This window comes from Staphylococcus auricularis (assembly GCF_051172115.1).
In the GTDB taxonomy this organism is placed as follows: domain Bacteria; phylum Bacillota; class Bacilli; order Staphylococcales; family Staphylococcaceae; genus Staphylococcus; species Staphylococcus auricularis_A.
Map to the genome: position 1 here is coordinate 244,432 of NZ_JBPIZN010000001.1, position 21,205 is coordinate 265,636.

Consider the following 21,205-nt stretch of genomic DNA (forward strand, 5'->3'; position numbering starts at 1 on the left):
ATTTAACTCAATCATTCTTATTTGTTAGCTGTCATTAATGAAGATTTAATACGATCAGCTTTATTTGAATGGATTAAGTTGTTTTTCGCAGCTTTATCTACTTTTTTAGTAGCAAAGTTTACTAATTCAGTTTTATTGTCTGCGTTAGTTTCGATAGCTGATTTCGCTCTTTTTACTGCTGTACGCATTTGATTTTTTTGAGAGTTATTGCGTTGTTCAGCTGTTTCAGTACGTCTAACGCGTTTGACTGCAGATTTAATATTTGGCATATCTGTCACCTCCTAAAAGTGCACTATGGCATCAAATTCAAATTTGATTACAACAAGAAATATTTTACCAAAACAGTGGTGTTTCTGCAATCATTTTTGAGTATATCATCTGTGCGTTTCCGATATGAACCACGTGCTTCATAAGGTAAAATAAGAAGTACCATGAAATATACATCGTGCAACGTATCCAGTTGGAAACATTACATATTAGCTATATAATTGACGTTGTAGGTTAAATTATTATGAGTAGATAAAGTATAGAATTTTTGGAGTCACATGCAATACCATTCATAAATGATAGACACGATAACCTTTAAGTTATCATAGCACATTTTACGATGGATTAAGGTTGAATGGCTCAAGCATAGGCTCTGTTTAATGATAGAATTAAAAAAGTGAGTTGCATTCAAGTAGTAAAAACGTTAACATTACTACGATATTGAAGATTTTTAATCGGTTAGAATAACGAAAGTGAGAATGATTGAATATGGATAAACAAGAACGTTTAAAGCGACGTGAAAATATAAGAAACTTTTCTATAATTGCTCACATCGATCATGGTAAATCAACCTTAGCTGATCGTATTCTCGAAAATACTAAATCTGTAGAAGAACGAGATATGCAAGATCAATTGTTAGACTCAATGGATTTAGAACGAGAACGTGGGATAACAATCAAATTAAATGCGGTGCGTTTAAAATATGAAGCGAAAGATGGAGAGACCTATACATTTCATCTTATCGACACACCAGGACATGTCGACTTTACATACGAGGTTTCACGTTCATTAGCTGCATGTGAAGGGGCAATCCTAGTGGTAGATGCTGCACAAGGGATTGAAGCACAAACATTAGCGAACGTTTATTTAGCTTTAGATAACGATTTAGAATTACTTCCTGTAGTTAATAAAATTGATTTACCTGCAGCTGAACCTGAAAGAGTAAAACAAGAAATAGAAGACGTTATCGGATTAGATCAAGACGATGTGGTTCTCGCAAGTGCAAAATCTAATATTGGTATCGAAGAAATCTTAGAAAAATTAGTTGACGTTGTACCACCACCTGAGGGCGATCCTGAAGCGCCATTAAAAGCACTTATTTTTGACTCAGAATACGATTCTTACCGCGGTGTTATTTCTTCTATTCGTGTCGTAGAAGGTGTGGTAAAAGCAGGAGATCGTATTAAAATGATGGCGACGGGCAAAGAATTCGAAGTTACTGAAGTAGGAATTAATACACCTAAACAATTACCGATTGAAGAACTTACAGTTGGTGATGTGGGTTATATCATCGCAAGTATCAAGAATGTAGATGATTCCCGCGTTGGGGATACCATCACACATGCTGAACGTCCAGCTGATAAACCATTATCAGGATATAAAAAAATGAATCCGATGGTCTATTGCGGACTTTTCCCAATTGATAATAAAGATTATAACGATTTACGTGAAGCGTTAGAAAAATTACAATTAAACGATTCCTCACTCGAATTCGAACCAGAATCCTCACAAGCGCTTGGTTTTGGTTTCAGAACTGGTTTCTTAGGTATGTTGCATATGGAAATCATTCAAGAACGTATTGAACGTGAGTTTGGCATTGAATTGATTGCGACGGCACCTTCTGTTATTTACCAATGTTTCTTAAAAACTGGAGAAGAAGTAACGGTAGATAATCCTGCACAAATGCCTGAACGTGACAGAATCGAAACGATTTATGAACCTTATGTTAGAGCGACAATGATGGTGCCGAATGACTATGTGGGTGCTGTTATGGAACTATGTCAACGACGTCGCGGCCAATTTATCAATATGGATTATCTCGATGATATCCGCGTCAATATCATCTATGAAATGCCATTATCAGAAGTCGTGTTTGATTTCTTTGATCAGTTGAAATCTAATACCAAAGGATATGCATCATTTGATTATGAGTTCATTGAAAATAAAGAAAGTGATCTCGTGAAAATGGATATCTTATTAAATGGAGATAAAGTAGACGCTTTAAGTTTCATTGTCCATAAAACATTTGCTTATGAACGTGGAAAAGCACTTGTTGAAAAACTGAAAACACTTATTCCAAGACAGCAATTCGAAGTGCCTGTCCAAGCTGCAGTAGGTCAAAAAATTGTAGCTCGTACAAATATTAAATCTATGGGTAAAAATGTACTATCTAAATGTTACGGCGGTGACATTACTCGTAAACGTAAATTATTAGAAAAACAAAAAGCCGGTAAAGCGAAAATGAAAGCAGTCGGTAATGTTGAAATACCACAAGATGCTTTCTTAGCCGTACTTAAAATGGATGACGATTCGTAATTTTAAGTTCTTTTAATTTGCAAGTTCTAATTTAGTTAATCTATATGAAAATACATCGAATACCGTATAATTTTAGCTAGGAACAGTTCTCATGGGGCGGAAGTTAGAAATCTTATAGCGATTTCCATTCCGCTCCTTATTTTTGTGAGCGAGTACAATCAATTTGAAGAGAGGTGAGTCTATGCAAGTGAGAAGTGCTTATATACATATTCCATTCTGCGTGCGTATCTGTACGTATTGTGATTTTAATAAGTATTTCATTCATAATCAGCCTGTAGATGAATACTTAGACTGTTTAATCAAAGAAATGGAACAAAGTGAGGTTAGAACGTTAGAAACACTGTTTGTAGGCGGAGGAACACCGACTGCTTTAAGTTATGAGCAGTTAGAAAAGTTACTCAAAGCGATTACTCGCATCTTTACGATTGAAGGTGAATTCAGCTTCGAAGCAAACCCTGATGAACTTACTTTAGAAAAAGTACAACTCCTTCATCAATATGGTGTGAACCGATTATCGATGGGTGTGCAAACCTTTAAACAAGAACTATTAGATATTTTGGGTCGTACCCATCAAACTTCTGATATTTATCAAGCTGTTGATAATGCTCGTCAAGTGGGTATCCCTTCTATTAGTTTGGACTTGATGTATGATCTTCCCAAACAATCTTTGGATGATTTTAAAGAGAGTTTAGAGCTTGCGTTATCTATGGATATTGATCACATCTCTAGTTATGGCCTCATTCTTGAACCGAAAACACAATTCTATAACTTGTATCGTAAAGGTAAACTTAAACTGCCTTCAGAGGATTTAGGGGAAGCAATGTACACATACTTAATGCACCGTATGGAACAAAGTGAGATGCATCAATATGAAATCTCTAACTTTGCGAAAGCAGGTCATGAATCAGAACATAATAAAGTGTACTGGAAAAATGAAGGCTATTATGGCTTTGGTGCAGGTGCGAGTGGCTATGTCGATGGAGAACGGTATACAAATGTAAATCCTGTTAATCATTACATTAAAAAAATAGAACAGAATGAACGTCCACTTTTACATTCCACATTTCCGACAAGAGAAGAACAAATGGAAGAAGAAATGTTTTTAGGTTTGAGAATGAACCGCGGCGTTAGCATTCAACGATTCAATGAAAAATTTAATGAGCCGATTGAAAATATTTATGGTGAAACGATTCAAGATCTCATCAATCGAGGATTGTTAGTGAAGCACGGTGATTTTCTCTCTATGACAGAACGTGGAAAAGTAATAGGGAACGAAGTGTTTGAAGCGTTTTTACTCAGTGTATAAAAACTTAAAAAAAACAGAGGCTTTAACATTGACTTACTTTGACCAACTTGTTATATTATAATTAGCACTTGAAACAAGAGAGTGCTAATGAGGTGAAAACATGATTACCGATAGACAATTACGCATATTAAATGCGATTGTTGAAGATTATGTGGATTTAGACCAACCAGTAGGATCAAAGACTTTGATACAACGTCATCATCTTGGAGTAAGTACAGCGACGATTCGAAATGAAATGAAAGTGTTAGAAGATCAACAACTCATTTCAAAAGCGCATACTTCTTCAGGACGCATGCCCTCGGAACTAGGGTTCAGATACTATGTAGATAACCTATTGGAAGAAACATCTCATCATCAACAAAGCAAAACACAACGCTTAAAATCATTGTTAGTTGAAAATAACTTCAACATTGCATCAGCGTTAAGTGAGTTTGCACGAGAATTATCCGTCGCATCTCAATATACAACATTGGTTATGCGTCCAGATCATAGTGAAGATATCATTGATAATATCCACTTGGTCCGTGCAAGTGCTTACTTAGTGATTATGATTGCCGTATTTAAATCTGGTCATGTTGAACATTTGCATTTAACTTCGAAAATGGAGTTAACCTCTGAGCAGTTGACTAAAATAGCTAATTTTGTCACTGCAAAATGTAGCGAATGGAATCATAGTCAGTTTGAATTTGACTTGAATTCTTTTGCAGATTCACTCACTGAAAAAGAGTTCATTAAAGAAATGATCAACACTATTCAAATTCATATCGATGATCAAAGTAATGGCATTTATATGGGCGGAAAGGTTAAGCTGATCAACGTGTTAAATGAGTCTAACGTTTCTTCGATACAACCGATTTTACAGTATATCGAATCTAATCGTGTGACTCAGTTGTTAGATACAGCAAATTCATCACCTATTAACGTAAAAATAGGTCATGAAATCGACCCGATTATGAGTGATATTGCAATTGTGACGAGTGAATATCACATCAATAGCCAACTCAAAGGTAAGATTGCAGTTATCGGACCAACAGCAATGCACTATCAGAATGTAATTCAATTACTAAACGCAATTTGGTGATTGAAATGAGTATTGGAGGGCAGAACATGGCAGAAACAAACGAATCAGTAAACAATCAAACTGATGAACAACAAACAGAAGCTGAATCAGTTGAAGAAACTGAGCAGACTGCTAATGCAGAGGAAGCAACTGCTTCTGAGCAGACTGAAGAAACACAAGACACTGAAGATACAGCTTCTGAAACAAATGATGATAATCAAAATGACGATTTACAAGATGAAAGTGAACAGCAAGATGTAGATCCGAAAGATGAAGAAATTCAACAATTAAAAGACGAAGTTAAAGAAAATGAAGAAAAATATTTAAGACTCTATGCAGAGTTTGATAATTATAAACGAAGAATTCAAAAAGAAAACCAAACAATGAAAACGTATCAAGCACAAAGTGTGCTAACAGATATTTTACCAACTATCGACAACATTGAACGCGCATTACAAATCGAAGGTGACACTGAAAAATTTAATTCACTTCAAAAAGGCGTTCAAATGGTTTACGATAGTCTATTGAAAGCGTTGAAAGATAATGGCTTAGAAGTCATTGAAACAGAAGGTCAACAATTTGATCCAAACTTCCATCAAGCAGTGATGCAAGATGACAATTCAGATTATGAAAGTGGTCAAATCACTCAAGAATTACAAAAAGGATACAAATTGAAAGAACGCGTGTTGAGACCTTCCATGGTTAAGGTAAACCAATAGATTTTCATAACAACATTAAATATTAATCAACAACATTTTATTTAGGAGGAAATTAGTTATGAGTAAAGTAATAGGTATTGACTTAGGTACAACAAATTCTTGTGTTGCAGTATTAGAAGGTGACGATCCAAAAGTCATTCAAAACCCTGAAGGCGCAAGAACAACACCATCTGTTGTTGCTTTCAAAAATGATGAAACACAAGTAGGTGAGGTTGCAAAACGTCAAGCAATCACAAACCCTAACACTGTACAATCAATCAAACGTCATATGGGTACAGATTATAAAGTTGATATCGAAGGTAAAAAATATGCACCTCAAGAAATCTCAGCAATGATTTTACAAAATCTTAAAAAAACTGCTGAAGATTATTTAGGTGAAAAAGTAGAAAAAGCAGTTATCACTGTTCCAGCTTACTTCAACGATGGTGAACGTCAAGCAACTAAAGATGCTGGTAAAATCGCTGGATTAGAAGTTGAACGTATTATCAACGAACCAACAGCTGCAGCATTAGCTTATGGTTTAGATAAAACTGAACAAGACCAAAAAGTACTTGTATTTGACTTAGGTGGCGGTACTTTCGACGTATCAATCCTTGAATTAGGTGACGGTGTATTCGAAGTACTTTCAACAGCAGGTGACAATAAACTTGGTGGTGACGACTTTGACCAAGTTATCATCGACTACCTTGTTTCAGAATTCCAAAAAGAAAATGGCGTAGATTTATCACAAGATAAAATGGCATTACAACGTCTTAAAGATGCTGCTGAAAAAGCTAAAAAAGACTTATCAGGTGTATCTCAAACTCAAGTTTCATTACCATTCATCTCAGCTGGAGAAAATGGTCCATTACACTTAGAAGTAAACTTAACTCGTTCTAAATTCGAAGAGTTATCAGATTCATTAATCCAAAAAACAATGGAACCAACTCGCCAAGCGCTTAAAGATGCTGGTCTTTCAAGCTCAGACATTGACGAAGTGATCTTAGTTGGTGGTTCTACAAGAATTCCAGCAGTACAAGATGCAGTTAAAAAAGAAACTGGTAAAGACCCTCATAAAGGTGTAAATCCAGACGAAGTTGTTGCAATGGGTGCAGCAATCCAAGGTGGGGTTATCACAGGTGACGTTAAAGACGTTGTATTACTTGACGTAACACCACTTTCATTAGGTATCGAAATCATGGGTGGTCGTATGAATACGTTAATCGAACGTAATACAACAATCCCAACATCTAAATCACAAGTTTACTCAACAGCAGCAGATAACCAACCAGCCGTAGATATTCACGTATTACAAGGTGAACGTCCAATGGCTAACGACAACAAAACACTTGGTAGATTCCAATTAACTGATATTCCACCAGCTCCACGTGGTGTACCACAAATTGAAGTCACTTTCGACATCGATAAAAACGGTATCGTAAACGTTACTGCTAAAGATTTAGGTACAAATAAAGAACAAAACATCACTATCCAATCAAGTTCTTCATTATCAGATGATGAAATTGATCGTATGGTTAAAGACGCAGAAGAAAATGCGGAAGCCGATGAAAAACGTCGTCAAGAAAGTGACTTACGTAACGAAGCTGATAGCTTAGTATTCCAAGTTGAAAAAACGATCAACGATTTAGGCGACAACATCAGTGATGATGATAAATCTAACGCTGAAGAGAAAAAAGATGCGCTTAAATCAGCACTTGAAGGTCAAGACTTAGACGACATCAAAGCTAAAAAAGAAGATCTTGAAAAAGTAGTTCAAGACTTATCTGCTAAAGTTTACCAACAAGCACAACAAGCGCAACAACAAGCACAACAAGCGCAACAATCACAAGGTGACGACAGCAGCCAAAGCAACGACAGCAACGTTGAAGATGCTGACTTCACTGAAGTGAACGATGACGACAAAGATAACAAATAATTTTAGATGAGAGATAAACTCGTCATATCAATTGAAACATTTGCTTAGCCATATAGAGTGTGAGCGTAAGACCACTGTTTATGAATGAACAGTAATGCGCTCACGCTAGGCATAATGATGTGGAATGCAATACATGTATATGTAATGATTCCAGTATTCAACTGTCCGAATAAGGCTGAAAGATTTTAAGGGGCTAGGACTATCACATGTCCCAGCCTCTTTTTCCTTTTTAAGTAGTGTTTATTCTAAAAATGGAAAGGAGAGATAGACAGTGGCCAACAAACGAGATTACTATGAAGTCTTAGGTGTAAGTAAAGACGCATCCAAAGATGAAATTAAAAAGGCTTATCGTAAATTATCTAAAAAATACCACCCAGATATAAATAAAGAAGAAGGCGCCGACGAAAAATTCAAAGAAATATCCGAAGCTTATGAAGTCTTAAGTGATCCGGATAAACGTGCTAACTACGACCAATTTGGTCACGATGGTCCACAAGGTGGTTTTGGTGGACAAGGATTCGGAGGCCAAGACTTTAGCGGATTTGGTGGCGGCTTTGAAGACATCTTTAGTTCATTCTTCGGTGGCGGTCGCTCAAGTGATCCTAATGCACCACGTAAAGGTGACGACTTACAATACAATATGACAATTACGTTTGATGAGGCGGTATTTGGTGCGAAAAAAGATATCACAATCCGTAAAGATGTGAAATGTCATACATGTAATGGTAACGGTGCTAAACCGGGTACTAAGAAAAAAACATGTCATTATTGTAATGGCTCAGGCCATACAACGGTCGAACAAAATACCATCTTAGGTCGGGTGAGAACTCAAAAAGTATGTCCAGTATGTGATGGTACAGGTGAAGAATTTGAAGAACCATGTCCAACATGTCATGGTAAAGGTACAGAAAACAAAAACGTTAAAATCAATGTCAAAGTACCTGAAGGTATAGACAATGATCAACAAATCAGATTAGCCGGTGAAGGTGCACCTGGTGAAAATGGTGGTCCTCAAGGTGACTTATATGTTGTATTCAGAGTTAAACCTTCTGATAAATTCGAACGTGATGGCGATGATTTATTCTATGACTTAAATGTGAGCTTTGCACAAGCTGCTTTAGGTGATGAAGTTAAAGTCCCTACACTTAAAGGTAGCGTCATGTTAACGATTCCAGCAGGTACACAAACTGCTAAACAATTTAGATTGAAAGAAAAAGGTGTTAAAAATGTACATGGCTACGGCTATGGTGACATCTTTGTTAATATTAAAGTGAACACACCTACGAAACTCAACGACCGTCAAAAAGAATTATTACGAGAATTCGCAGATATTAGCGGTGAGTCAATTAAAGAACAATCCTCTAATTTCAAAGACAAAGCGAAACGCTTCTTTAAAGGAGAATAAAATAAATGAACTGGGTCGAACTTTCAATTACAGTAAATCATGAAGTGTCTGCGATTGTTGCAGATATGTTAGAAGAACTAGGATCTAATGGTGTAGTCATCGAAGACACTAAAGATTTGGAACAAGATTTTGAAGATCGGTACGGGGAAGTTTTTGAACTTAATCGTAACGACTACCCTGATGAAGGGGTTCGAATCAAAGCGTATTTCAATGAAATGAAATACACAGCAACGTTCAAACAACAATTGTTAGATCGTTTAGATGCCATTGAGCAATTGAATCAAGATATGCTTAAAGTAGAGGAACAAACACTTGAAGAACAAGATTGGGAGAACGAATGGAAGAATTATTTCCATCCATTTCGTGCCTCTAAGCGCTTTACGATTGTTCCTAGCTGGGAAAGTTATCAGAAAGAGGATGATAATGAACTTTGTATCGAACTCGATCCTGGGATGGCGTTTGGCACAGGAGATCATCCGACGACAAGCATGTGTTTAGAAGCTATAGAACGATATGTAAAACCAACAGATGCTGTAATTGATGTCGGCACAGGTTCAGGTATTTTGAGTATTGCTTGTCATTTGCTAGGTGTAGAACGCATCAAAGCGTTAGACCTAGATGAAATGGCTGTGAAAGTAGCACAAGATAATTTCAGAAAAAACCATTGTGTGGATCACATTGAAGCAGTACCAAGCAATTTACTCACGGAGGAAACCGGTCATTTTGATGTCGTAATCGCGAACATTTTAGCGCATATTATTGATGAAATGATTGAGAATGCTTACGAAGTTTTAAATGAAGCAGGTTATTTTATTACTTCAGGTATTATTGAATCTAAATATGAATCTATTATCGAACATATGGAACGTGTAGGATTTAAAATCATTGCAACGGAACATCAAAATGATTGGGTATGTATCGTTGGACAGAAAGTGAGCGACTGAATGTGCAAAGATATTTTATAGATCAAAACGCTGATCCAAGTCAGCGTTTTTTTATCACAAGCAAAGATGATATACATCATATCGTTAATGTTATGCGCAACGACGTAGGTAACGAAGTTATCGTAACCTTTAAAGATCAACAAGTGTATCGTTGCAAGATTACAGAGATTCATCAAGACGTGATTGAAGTCACGTTAACTGAAGCTATGTCCACGGATAGCGAATTACCTCAACACATTACTATATGCAGTGGCCTCATTAAAGCGGATAAGTACGAATGGTTAATTCAAAAAGCGACAGAACTTGGTGCGTCTCATTTTATCGCTACTCAAATGTCCCGTTCTGTTGTGAAACTGACTCAAAATAAGGTGAGTAAAAAGCTTGAACGATGGCAAAAAATAATCAAAGAAGCAGCTGAACAAAGTTATCGCCTAAAAATACCTGAAGTCACATATAAAGAGAGTTTAAAGGCTGTACATGAAGACATCGAGACATATGATCATGTATTACTCGCCTATGAAGATGCCGCAAAAGAAGGCGAAACACAACAATTTCGTTCACTTGTCGCCCAGTTTCAACCCGAAGATCGTGTCCTCATTATTTTTGGTCCAGAAGGTGGATTAACTGAAGAAGAAGTTCAACTCTTTGAAAATGATGGCGCGACCATTGGTTTAGGACCTCGCATTTTAAGAGCAGAAACGGCACCGCTTTATGCACTGAGTGCGATCAGCTATGAACAAGAACTATCTCATTAAAATGAGAAGTAGTTTAAGCACTCATATTGATGCTGTTTGCAAATATTAAAAATGTAAATTTTACTGATTGACCGCAATAGGCAATTATATTATACTAACAGATACATAGTTTAATACTATGTAATGATTATAAAGTTTCGTTGATATTTGGAGGGAGGGAAATACAGATGTCTAAAACAGTAGTCCGTAAAAACGAATCACTTGAAGATGCGTTACGTCGCTTCAAACGTTCAGTTTCTAAAAGCGGTACAATTCAAGAAGTCCGTAAACGCGAATTTTACGAAAAACCAAGTGTAAGACGTAAAAAGAAATCAGAAGCTGCACGTAAACGTAAATTCAAATAATTATTGTTCGTTGACTCCCTCAACCCAACATTAATTATAAATGAGAGAAAAGTCTTAGCTAGAAAGCTAGGGCTTTTTTATTTTATGTAAGCATATTTACTAACTATAATAAATTCGCTTTCTCTTAATTTACTTTCTTCATAAATACGTGTTATAAACAAACGTGTTTACAGACTTTACGTCTAACTATGTGTTAGAGTATGTAGATAGATTGCAACGTTATTTTTAAAACTTTTTAACTAAAATAACTCAACTATGGTTATCTTTTCAATTAATATTTTTATATTAAAAAACCTATAATCCTAAAGGGGTTTCATGTATAATTAAGGAGAGAGCGAGGTGAGAGTGTGAATTTGCTGAGTAGTATACAAAACATCTTATTACTTAACTTTGCTGATGGAATCGAATGGTATCAACGCATAGCTGATTTTATCGTAAATCCTATCGTTTCTTTAGTCTTTACCATCATTATATTTTTAGGTTTCCTATATCAATTATATTCGCGTCGTATTAATATGGCCGGTATTATTGCTGCATTATTATTACTGATATTCTTTTTAGGATTCCTTATTAAAGGTGAGGTTAACTTAGTCTCCGTTATATTATTTGTCATCGGTGTTATATTTATTATCATAGAACTCTTCGTAGTTGGAGCAGTTATGGGCATCATCGGAATGGGACTTGTCGTCTTAAGTATCATGATGCTAGGTGATAGTTTATTAGTGATGATTGTTAATGTTGTTATTGCATTAATTTTGGCAATCATAGAATGGGTGATTCTAGTGAAAATATTTAATCGTTCAATTCCATTTTTAGATAAAGTAATATTAAAAGATTCAACCAATGCAGAAGCTGGATATACTTCTCATGATAATCGCTCTGATTTAGTGAATAAAACGGCAAAAACTTTAACTGATTTGCGACCAGCCGGCATCATCAGTATAGATGGTGAACGCATCGATGCTGTATCAGACGGTGAATTTATTTTACGCAATAAAACAGTAACTGTATTACAGGTTGAAGGTACACGGGTCGTAGTCAGAGAAAAGGAATAACAAAGGAGTAACGATATGTCTGGATTAATTTCAATCGGTATTTTAGTTGTAATAGTCATTATAGCTTTAATTATTTTATTCTCATTTGTACCTATTGGCTTATGGATTTCAGCAATAGCTGCTGGTGTTAAAGTCGGTATTGGTACATTAATTGGTATGAGATTACGTAGAGTCTCTCCACGTAAAGTGATTGCGCCATTAATTAAAGCGCATAAAGCAGGACTCAACTTAACTACGAATCAATTAGAATCTCACTACCTAGCTGGTGGTAATGTAGATCGCGTTGTTGATGCAAATATCGCAGCACAACGTGCAGATATTAACTTGCCATTTGAACGTGGTGCAGCAATCGACTTAGCAGGTCGTGATGTGTTAGAAGCGGTTCAAATGTCAGTAAATCCAAAAGTCATCGAAACACCATTTATCGCTGGTGTAGCTATGAACGGTATCGAAGTGAAAGCGAAAGCACGTATTACAGTTCGTGCGAATATCGCGCGCTTAGTTGGTGGTTCCGGTGAAGAAACAATCATCGCTCGTGTCGGTGAAGGTATCGTTTCAACGATCGGTTCAAGTGAACATCATACGCAAGTATTAGAAAATCCTGATAACATTTCTAAAACAGTATTGAGTAAAGGTTTAGACTCAGGTACAGCATTCGAAATTCTTTCAATTGATATAGCCGATGTCGACATCAGTAAAAACATCGGTGCCGATCTTCAAACTGAACAAGCAATTGCTGATAAAAATATTGCACAAGCTAAAGCCGAAGAACGTAGAGCAATGGCTGTTGCTAGCGAACAAGAAATGAAAGCACGTGTACAAGAAATGCGTGCCAAAGTAGTCGAAGCTGAAGCAGAAGTGCCACTTGCAATGTCAGAAGCATTACGTTCAGGAAATATCGGTGTGAAAGATTACTATAATCTTAAAAACGTAGAAGCTGATACAGGAATGAGAAACGCAATCAACGATAAAACAAAACAAGAAGACGACGAATCACCAGAACAATAATTAGGGGTGATTAAATGAATATTGGTCTAATAATCTTTATCATCGCGATTGTTGGATCTCTGATCAGTACGTTTACAAATAACGATCATAAAAAAAGAGATCCGAGTAAACCGAAAGAACAACCTAAAGCTGAATCAAGCAAACCGAAAAAATCCTTTATGGAACGTGTAGAAGAAACATTTAAAGAATTAGAAGATTGGGTGGATGAAGACGATGATGAAGAAACAACCACACGTCAAGAACCTACACCTTCACAAACAAGACAATTTGAACCTAAACGTGTACAAGCGGAAAAAGTAAGACGTATTGAAGAAGCGGCGCAACCGACCACGAGTGAACAGCCACAAGACGCCGAACAACAGCAAGAGTCGCAAGAAGCTAAAGATCAAGCATTAAGAGAAGAATTAAAAAATACGATTTCTGCTGATATTAGTAACGTGCGTACAGAATATGACAGAGCTCGAGAAAAACAAGTACAACAACTGCAAAAACGTGCAGAACACATCATTAATGATAAGTATTTGTCTGAAAGAGCGAAGCGCATGCGTTTGAAAAATCTCTTTGCCAGTCAGGCTCAAAAACCGATTACTGTGGATAATGAATTAAGATTCAGCGATGATGAAGTCATCAATGGTGTCATCTGGTCAGAAATTCTAGACAAGCGGAAACAATTGTCGTAATCTACATGTTTTATCTTTTTTAAATTTAAAGGAATAAACTGAAAGTGGAAATGACGATGCATTTGATTTAAGTGTATTCGTCTTTCCACTTTTTTTATGAAAATATACAAACTTATTAAGAATGGAATTGTTTTTCTCTGAGGTATGACTTACATTTTCCTGTAAAGCCCGACGGTCCTCCGTCTGTGGAGTTTTTATTTTGTAAGTTCAATTCTAATAAGATAAAATATAGATGAACGAATCTATTAGCAAAGGAGCGCCTATATGCCTGGAATTATTCAAATCGATGACATCAATGAAGCCCAAGCTTTAATTGGTAACAATGATGAACATATTAAAGCAATTGAAGAAGAATTTGATGTTATAGTACATGCTCGCGGCCAGGAAATTGCCGTTAAAGGTCAACAAGTAGAGCAAGTCGAAAAAGCTGAATCAGTATTAAAAAATCTCTTAAAAGTGATTGAACAAGGCGTAACGATAACGTTGAAAGATGTTGAAGCTGCCATCAAAATGGCACAGAACAATACCATTCAACATCTTTTAGATTTATACGAAGAAGAAATCACGAAAGATGCGTTTGGTAAGACGATTCGTGCGAAAACGATGGGACAACGTCTGTATATTAACGCTATGAAACGCAACGATTTAGTGTTCGGACTTGGACCCGCTGGAACGGGTAAAACCTTCTTAGCCGTGGTCTACGCAGCCAAACAACTGCGTAAAGGGAACGTCAAACGGATTGTACTGACACGACCAGCTGTTGAAGCGGGTGAATCACTTGGGTTCCTTCCAGGGGATTTAAAAGAAAAAGTCGATCCTTATTTAAGACCTTTATATGATGGTTTAAATACTGTATTAGGCCGTGAACAAACAGAACGGTTTATAGAGCGTGGAATTATAGAAATTGCACCGCTAGCTTACATGAGAGGTCGAACATTAGATGATGCGTTTGTCATTTTAGATGAAGCGCAAAATACCACTCATGCGCAAATGAAAATGTTTTTAACACGTCTTGGATTTGGATCAAAAATGGTCGTAACCGGTGACCAAACCCAAATTGATTTACCTAAAGGTGTTAAAAGTGGACTTAAGGAAGCGGTTAAAAAACTTCACTCCGTAAAAGGCATTAGTGTTATTAAATTAGACCAAACTGATGTTGTAAGACACCCACTAGTTAGTAAAATCATAGAAAGATATGAGGGAGTGGAATAAATGTTTACCATAGATTTTAGCGACCAAACAGAACGTGTCGATCAAAGTTGGTGTGACCAAATCGAAGACTTACTCACTTTTGCTAAAAAGCAAGAGTCAATTGAGGAAGATACAGAACTTTCAATTACGTTTGTGGATAAGGATGAAATTCAACAGATTAATCACATGTATCGCGATAAAGATAAAGTGACAGATGTGATTTCTTTTGCGTTAGAAGAAGATGAACCTGAGATTAGTGGTTTAGATATGCCACGTGTGTTAGGTGATATTATTATTTGTACTGATGTTGCAGAAGAACAGGCGAGTGAATACGGACACTCATTTGAACGGGAACTTGGATTTTTAGCACTGCATGGTTTTTTACATTTGTTAGGCTATGATCATATGAATGAAGCTGATGAGAAAGAAATGTTCGGCCGTCAAGATGATATCTTGAATGCGTATGGCCTTACACGTGATTAGTCTTATGAAACGGTTTAAATATGCGTTTGAAGGATTGTATGCATTATTTAAGAAAGATCATAAGTTTCTGATTCATGTGCTAATTGCTCTGATCGTTGTGATATGCGGATTTATATTCCAATTGTCAGCAATAGAGTGGATACTCATTATCATTGCAATTGGCTTAGTTGGTGCATTCGAAGCGATGAATACCGCGTTAGAATATGTGGTGGATCTCGTAACTTCGGATTACCATGCTTTAGCTAAACGCGCGAAAGACGTAGCTGCGGCAAGTGTGCTTATCGCAGCATTGATTGCGTTTGTGATTGGTTTAATCATATTTATACCCCATATTTTTTAATTGAACTATAGTGAATTGAATGTGAAATGAATAAAGTGAGGATAAGAACATGAGCTATCAAAAAGAATATTTTGAAGCGGTGAGAGAGGCACAATCCCGTGCGTATGCACCGTATAGTCATTTTAAAGTGGGTGCTTATTTACGGACGAAAGATGGACGTAGTTATTATGGTGCGAATGTGGAAAACGCAGCCTACCCTATGGCGATTTGCGCAGAACGCTCTAGTTTAGTCGCCGCAATATCAGATGGTTATCGACCAGGAGATTTCGAATCTATTACCATCACGGTAGATGCAGAGGAACCTTCTTCGCCTTGTGGTGCATGTAGACAAGTGTTAAAAGAACTTTGTGATGACGACATGCCCGTTTATATGACGAATCAAGAAGGTAAAATGATAGAAATGACAGTAGCAGAATTATTACCATTAGGATTTTCAGGAAAGGATTTAAATGAATGAGTGAATATAAATCAGGATTTGTCTCAATTATAGGGAGACCCAATGTAGGAAAATCAACATTTGTAAACAGAGTGATTGGACATAAAATAGCGATCATGTCCGATAAAGCCCAAACCACTCGTAATAAAATTCAAGGTGTCATGACACAAGATGATGCTCAAATTATCTTTCTTGATACACCTGGAATTCATAAACCTAAACATAAACTCGGCCACTACATGATGCGTGTTGCTAAAAACACGTTGTCCGAAATCGACGCGATTATGTTTATGGTCAATGTCAATGAAGAAATTGGCCGTGGCGATGAGTACATTATGGACATGTTAAAAGATGTGAAGACACCAGTATTTCTCGTATTAAATAAAATTGACTTAGTACATCCAGACGAATTGATGCCTAGAATTGAACAATATCAGTCTTACATGTCATTTACTGAAATGGTACCTATGTCTGCCTTAGAAGGACATAATGTGGATCATTTTATTGAGGTACTTAAATCTTATCTACCTGAAGGCCCTCAATATTATCCAGAAGATCAAGTCTCTGACCACCCAGAACAGTTTGTCGTCAGTGAATTGATTAGAGAAAAAATCTTACATTTAACTAGTGAAGAAATCCCACATGCGATTGGTGTCAATGTCGATCGTATGATTAAAAAAGAGGAAGATCACGTACGTATTGAAGCGACAATCTTTGTCGAACGAGATTCTCAAAAAGGTATCGTCATTGGAAAAGGCGGTAAAAAATTGAAAGAAGTAGGTAAACGTGCACGACATGATATTGAGCATCTCTTAGGTTCTAAAGTTTATTTAGAACTGTGGGTTAAAGTTCAAAAAGATTGGCGCAACAAAGTAAACTTTATTCGACAAATGGGTTATATTGAAGACCAAGATTGATGAGAAAGCGGTGAGCTACAGTGTTAATGAAACAAAAAGGGATTATAATTAAATCTGTAGATTACGGCGAGTCGGATAAAATCATTACTATTTTAAATGAACACGGCGCAAAGGTGCCTTTAATGGTGAGAAGGGCGAAAAAAAGTAGAAGTGGATTACAAGCCAGTACACAGATGTTTGTATATGGCTTGTTTATTTATAATAAGTGGAAAGGCATGGGGACATTAAATTCTATTGATGTCATTCACTTGAATTATGAACTCCGTTTGGATATTTACGAAAATAGCTATGCGAGTTTATGTGTTGAAGTAGTGGATAAAGCACTTGAAGGAGATGCGGTATCACAATATTGTTATGATCTCGTTTCTTTTGCGTTGGATAAGATTAATCAAGGTACATCTGCACAACTCATGTCTGTAGTGATTTTACTCAAATGTATGATGCGTTTTGGTTTTAATGCACAGTTTGATCATTGCAGCGTGACAGGGAGTACCGATCAATCTCAACTTTGTGGCTACAGTTTCAGATACGATGGGGCAATCTCATTTGAAGCGCTTGATCAAGATCCACACGCTTTACGTATTTCAAATAAAACATTGTATTTATTAAATGTACTACAAAATTTGCCAATCGATAAGATGAACTCATTGAATATCCATCAATCGATAGTGGAAGAAATGTCAGAACTACTCATTATGTTATATCGAGAATATGCGGGTGTTTACTTTAGAAGTCAAAAATTGATTAATCAACTCCGCAGAATTGAACAAAACTCAAAAGATGAGGATTGAATGGTCATATATAATATAAAAAAGCAGCAGTTAGCATGGGAGCTAACTGCTGCTTTTGATTGTCCACTTAAACTGGTTAGAATTTAACTCTTTCAGCTAAGAAATCTTCTAAATCTGAGATTGGCATACGTGTTTGTTCCATAGTGTCTCTGTCACGTACTGTCACTTGATTATCATCTAATGAATCAAAGTCAAATGTAATACAGTATGGTGTACCGATTTCATCTTGACGACGGTAACGTTTACCGATAGATTGTGATTCGTCGAAGTCGATTGAGAATTTAGGACTCAATTGTTCGAACACTTTGATTGCTTCACTAGAAAGTTTTTTACTTAATGGGAGCACGGCTGCTTTATAAGGTGCTAAAGCAGGGTGGAAGTGTAATACAGTACGTGCTTCTTTACTGCCTTCAACGCCTTCTTCGTCATATGCATCGCATAAGAAAGCAAGTGTTACACGATCAGCACCAAGAGAAGGTTCGATACAATATGGTAGGTATTTTTCATTTGTTTCTGGATCGTGATAGTTGAAGTCTTCACCAGAGTGTTCCATGTGTTGTTTTAAGTCATAGTCTGTACGACTTGCGATACCCCAAAGTTCGCCCCAGCCGAATGGGAAGCGATATTCGATATCTGTTGTCGCATTTGAATAGTGAGAAAGTTCTTCTTCATCGTGATCACGTAAGCGAGTATTGTCTTCTTGTAAGCCTAAATCTTTCAACCATTGGCTTGCATAATTTTTCCAGTAATTTTGCCATTCGATTTCATCACCAGGTTTACAGAAGAATTCAAGTTCCATTTGTTCGAATTCGCGTGTTCTGAAGATGAAGTTACCTGGTGTGATTTCGTTACGGAATGATTTACCGATTTGACCAATACCGAATGGTAATTTTTTACGCATTGTACGTTGGACGTTTTTATAGTTTACGAAGATACCTTGAGCTGTTTCAGGACGTAAGAAGAGTTCGTTAGTAGAGTCTTCAGTAACCCCTTGGAAAGTTTTGAACATGAGGTTAAATTGACGAATATCTGTCCAATTTGCAGTACCACTTACTGGACAAACAATACCTTCTTCGTCGATAATACGTTTCATTTCATCAAAGCTAAGACCATCAGCAACAAAGTTTTCATCGCCTTTTTCTTTTGCCATGTAATCTTCAATTAATTTGTCTGCACGGTAACGAATTTTACTGTCTTTATTGTCGATCATTGGGTCGTTAAAGTTACCGATATGACCAGATGCTTCCCAAGTTTTAGGGTTCATTAAGATCGCAGCATCAATACCTACATTGTAAGGTGATTGTGTAATAAATTTTTGCCACCATGCTTTTTTAATATTATTTTTTAATTCAACACCTAGTGGACCGTAGTCCCATGTATTTGAAAGACCACCATAGATGTCACTACCTGGAAAGACGAAACCTCTATGTTTGGCAAGTTGTACAATTGTATCCATATCTTTTTCCATGATTAAAGCACTCCTTTTCACATAAAAATACGCCCCAAGTTATCGAAACATGTGTATGATTCAACAGCTTGGGACGAGTTAATTTATAAATCGTATGTAATACGTTTATATGTTTTTTTAACCCGCGGTTCCACCCAATTTAGTGTAGACACTCGCTTTAATATTTCATTCATTGATTGCCAATTTAAGTTGTTAAGCTCTCACTGTCCTTAACTCGCTGCATAACTCATTGTAATTTAATTGAATGATAATCGCAAGTAATTGTATGTATTTGTAGCTAATTAGAAATCAATGTATAATAATTTTGAAAGGTAAAGGGGTGAAGACCTATCGAACTCAGTCAAAGACAACAGCGCATTATCGAAATTGTAAAATCAAACGGGCCAATTACTGGGGAACATATTGCAGATCAATTGAGCCTGACACGCGCGACATTAAGACCGGATCTCGCTATTTTAACGATGTCAGGGATATTAGAGGCGAGACCTCGTGTAGGTTATTATTATACTGGTCAAACGCGTCATAAGTTATTCGCTGATGAACTCAAACAATACATAGTTAAAGATTATGCGTCACATCCAGTTGTTGTAAAGAGTGATATGAGTGTTTATGATGCAATTTGTACATTGTTCTTAGAAGATGTGAGTACACTGTTTGTCATTAATCATGATGGAGATTTTGTGGGCGTATGTTCTAGAAAAGATTTACTTCGCTCATCCATGGTAGGAGAAGATATACATACAATGCCTGTCTCTGTCATCATGAGTCGAATGCCGAATATTAATTATGTATTCGCTGAAGATCGTGTCATTTATGCAGCTAATTTAATGATTGAAAAAGAAAATGATTCTCTTCCTATTGTTCAAGAAAAGGATAATGGTCAATTTGAAGTTAAAGGCAGAATTTCAAAAACGACAATCACCAAAATTTTTGTCTCACTATTTAAAGAATAACTGGAGGGTAAATTCATGAAAAAAGTTAAAATTATCGTCGCGTCCGATTCCGTCGGCGAAACCGCTGAATTAGTGGCACGTGCAGGTATCTCACAATTTAATCCGAATCATTGTGAGCCAGATATCAGTCGCTATCCTTACATTGAATCTCTCGAAAATGTCGATGAAGTGGTTCAAATTGCCGAAGATAATCATGCCGTGATTGTTTATACACTCGTTAAACCTGAAATTAGAAAATATATGGAAGCAAAAATAAAAGAAAAACAAATTAAATCTGTGGATATTATGGGGCCTTTGATGAATATTTTCCGCGAAGAGATTAACGAAGAACCTTATTATGAACCAGGGCTTGTTCATCGTTTAGATGAAACCTATTTCAAAAAAATTGAAGCGATAGAGTTTGCCGTTAAATATGATGACGGGAAAGATCCTAAAGGCTTAAGCAAAGCAGATATCGTATTATTAGGGGTATCACGTACTTCTAAAACACCACTTTCTCAATACTTAGCACATAAAGAAAGCTATAAAGTGATGAACATTCCGATTGTGCCAGAAGTGACACCACCGGATAAATTATTTTCGACGGATCCGCGTAAAATCATCGCATTACGTATCAGTGATGAAAAGCTTAATCGCATTAGAAGGGAACGCTTAAAACAACTTGGACTTGGTGATAATGCACGCTATGCAACTGAACAGCGCATTAAAGAAGAAATCGAGTATTTCCAAGCACTTGTGGACAAGCTTGACTGTCCTGTCATCGATGTTTCAGATAAAGCAATCGAAGAAACTGCAAACGATATCATTCGAATTATTGAGCAGAACTATTCTCAAAACGTTTAAAAAATATTA

22 protein-coding genes are annotated in these 21,205 nt (G+C 36.5%); 20 read left to right on the forward strand and 2 right to left on the reverse strand.

Annotation, left to right across the window (positions count from 1 at the left end):
- Positions 1–17: 17 nt before the first annotated feature.
- Positions 18–269 carry a 30S ribosomal protein S20 gene (gene rpsT / locus ACSBRB_RS01240; protein ID WP_059107257.1) on the reverse strand — a complete coding sequence of 84 codons (252 nt, stop codon included), beginning with the start codon at positions 267–269 and terminating at the stop codon, positions 18–20.
- A gap of 487 nt (positions 270–756) precedes the next feature.
- Between rpsT and lepA the strand changes: the two genes are divergently transcribed.
- The 18 genes from lepA (at position 757) to recO (ending at position 17,932) form a co-directional block, all read left to right on the forward strand.
- Complete coding sequence (lepA, locus tag ACSBRB_RS01245; RefSeq protein WP_435031256.1) at positions 757–2,583, forward strand: translation elongation factor 4; 1,827 nt, start codon at positions 757–759, stop codon at positions 2,581–2,583.
- 181 nt (positions 2,584–2,764) lie between these two features.
- Complete coding sequence (hemW, locus tag ACSBRB_RS01250; protein WP_435031257.1) at positions 2,765–3,889, forward strand: radical SAM family heme chaperone HemW; 1,125 nt, start codon at positions 2,765–2,767, stop codon at positions 3,887–3,889.
- A gap of 100 nt (positions 3,890–3,989) precedes the next feature.
- Positions 3,990–4,970, forward strand: coding sequence for a heat-inducible transcriptional repressor HrcA (gene hrcA, locus ACSBRB_RS01255; protein WP_435031258.1), 981 nt, complete (start codon positions 3,990–3,992; stop codon positions 4,968–4,970).
- Positions 4,971–4,996: 26 nt separating this feature from the next.
- Positions 4,997–5,668, forward strand: a complete 672-nt coding sequence (gene grpE, locus ACSBRB_RS01260) for a nucleotide exchange factor GrpE (RefSeq protein WP_435031259.1) — start codon at positions 4,997–4,999, stop codon at positions 5,666–5,668.
- A gap of 58 nt (positions 5,669–5,726) precedes the next feature.
- Positions 5,727–7,583 carry a molecular chaperone DnaK gene (gene dnaK, locus ACSBRB_RS01265; protein WP_435031260.1) on the forward strand — a complete coding sequence of 619 codons (1,857 nt, stop codon included), beginning with the start codon at positions 5,727–5,729 and terminating at the stop codon, positions 7,581–7,583.
- A 271-nt stretch (positions 7,584–7,854) separates the two neighbouring features.
- The gene (dnaJ, locus tag ACSBRB_RS01270; RefSeq protein ID WP_107392635.1) at positions 7,855–8,988 is read left to right on the forward strand and encodes a molecular chaperone DnaJ; all 1,134 of its coding nucleotides are present in this window, start codon (positions 7,855–7,857) and stop codon (positions 8,986–8,988) included.
- A 5-nt stretch (positions 8,989–8,993) separates the two neighbouring features.
- The gene (gene prmA / locus ACSBRB_RS01275) at positions 8,994–9,932 is read left to right on the forward strand and encodes a 50S ribosomal protein L11 methyltransferase (RefSeq protein ID WP_435031261.1); all 939 of its coding nucleotides are present in this window, start codon (positions 8,994–8,996) and stop codon (positions 9,930–9,932) included.
- A 2-nt stretch (positions 9,933–9,934) separates the two neighbouring features.
- Entirely contained in the window at positions 9,935–10,687 is a 753-nt protein-coding gene (locus tag ACSBRB_RS01280) for a 16S rRNA (uracil(1498)-N(3))-methyltransferase (RefSeq protein ID WP_435031262.1), read from the forward strand.
- Positions 10,688–10,854: 167 nt separating this feature from the next.
- On the forward strand, positions 10,855–11,031 hold the full coding sequence (gene rpsU, locus ACSBRB_RS01285) for a 30S ribosomal protein S21 (protein WP_002449867.1): 177 nt from the start codon (positions 10,855–10,857) through the stop codon (positions 11,029–11,031).
- 374 nt (positions 11,032–11,405) lie between these two features.
- The gene (locus ACSBRB_RS01290) at positions 11,406–12,086 is read left to right on the forward strand and encodes an NfeD family protein (protein WP_435031780.1); all 681 of its coding nucleotides are present in this window, start codon (positions 11,406–11,408) and stop codon (positions 12,084–12,086) included.
- 15 nt (positions 12,087–12,101) lie between these two features.
- The gene (gene floA, locus ACSBRB_RS01295) at positions 12,102–13,094 is read left to right on the forward strand and encodes a flotillin-like protein FloA (RefSeq protein WP_435031263.1); all 993 of its coding nucleotides are present in this window, start codon (positions 12,102–12,104) and stop codon (positions 13,092–13,094) included.
- Positions 13,095–13,108: 14 nt separating this feature from the next.
- Positions 13,109–13,774 (forward strand): hypothetical protein, encoded by a 666-nt coding sequence (locus ACSBRB_RS01300; RefSeq protein ID WP_435031264.1) that lies wholly within the window; start codon positions 13,109–13,111, stop codon positions 13,772–13,774.
- 264 nt (positions 13,775–14,038) lie between these two features.
- A complete protein-coding gene (locus ACSBRB_RS01305) occupies positions 14,039–14,986 on the forward strand; it encodes a PhoH family protein (RefSeq protein ID WP_107392631.1) in 948 nt (315 codons plus the stop codon).
- Positions 14,987–15,448, forward strand: coding sequence for an rRNA maturation RNase YbeY (gene ybeY / locus ACSBRB_RS01310; protein WP_435031265.1), 462 nt, complete (start codon positions 14,987–14,989; stop codon positions 15,446–15,448).
- A gap of 4 nt (positions 15,449–15,452) precedes the next feature.
- The gene (locus tag ACSBRB_RS01315; protein WP_435031266.1) at positions 15,453–15,788 is read left to right on the forward strand and encodes a diacylglycerol kinase family protein; all 336 of its coding nucleotides are present in this window, start codon (positions 15,453–15,455) and stop codon (positions 15,786–15,788) included.
- A 49-nt stretch (positions 15,789–15,837) separates the two neighbouring features.
- Complete coding sequence (gene cdd / locus ACSBRB_RS01320) at positions 15,838–16,245, forward strand: cytidine deaminase (protein ID WP_435031267.1); 408 nt, start codon at positions 15,838–15,840, stop codon at positions 16,243–16,245.
- Positions 16,242–17,141, forward strand: coding sequence for a GTPase Era (gene era / locus ACSBRB_RS01325; protein WP_435031268.1), 900 nt, complete (start codon positions 16,242–16,244; stop codon positions 17,139–17,141). Before cdd ends, era begins: the two co-directional genes overlap by 4 nt.
- A 20-nt stretch (positions 17,142–17,161) precedes the next feature.
- The gene (gene recO, locus ACSBRB_RS01330; protein WP_435031269.1) at positions 17,162–17,932 is read left to right on the forward strand and encodes a DNA repair protein RecO; all 771 of its coding nucleotides are present in this window, start codon (positions 17,162–17,164) and stop codon (positions 17,930–17,932) included.
- A 76-nt stretch (positions 17,933–18,008) separates the two neighbouring features.
- On the opposite strand, the gene ACSBRB_RS01335 is transcribed toward recO, so the two are convergent.
- Complete coding sequence (locus tag ACSBRB_RS01335; protein ID WP_435031270.1) at positions 18,009–19,400, reverse strand: glycine--tRNA ligase; 1,392 nt, start codon at positions 19,398–19,400, stop codon at positions 18,009–18,011.
- Between the two features lie 329 nt (positions 19,401–19,729).
- Between ACSBRB_RS01335 and ccpN the strand changes: the two genes are divergently transcribed.
- Positions 19,730–20,353 carry a transcriptional regulator CcpN gene (gene ccpN, locus ACSBRB_RS01340; protein WP_435031781.1) on the forward strand — a complete coding sequence of 208 codons (624 nt, stop codon included), beginning with the start codon at positions 19,730–19,732 and terminating at the stop codon, positions 20,351–20,353.
- A 15-nt stretch (positions 20,354–20,368) separates the two neighbouring features.
- Positions 20,369–21,196, forward strand: a complete 828-nt coding sequence (locus tag ACSBRB_RS01345) for a pyruvate, water dikinase regulatory protein (protein ID WP_435031271.1) — start codon at positions 20,369–20,371, stop codon at positions 21,194–21,196.
- Positions 21,197–21,205: the final 9 nt, after the last annotated feature.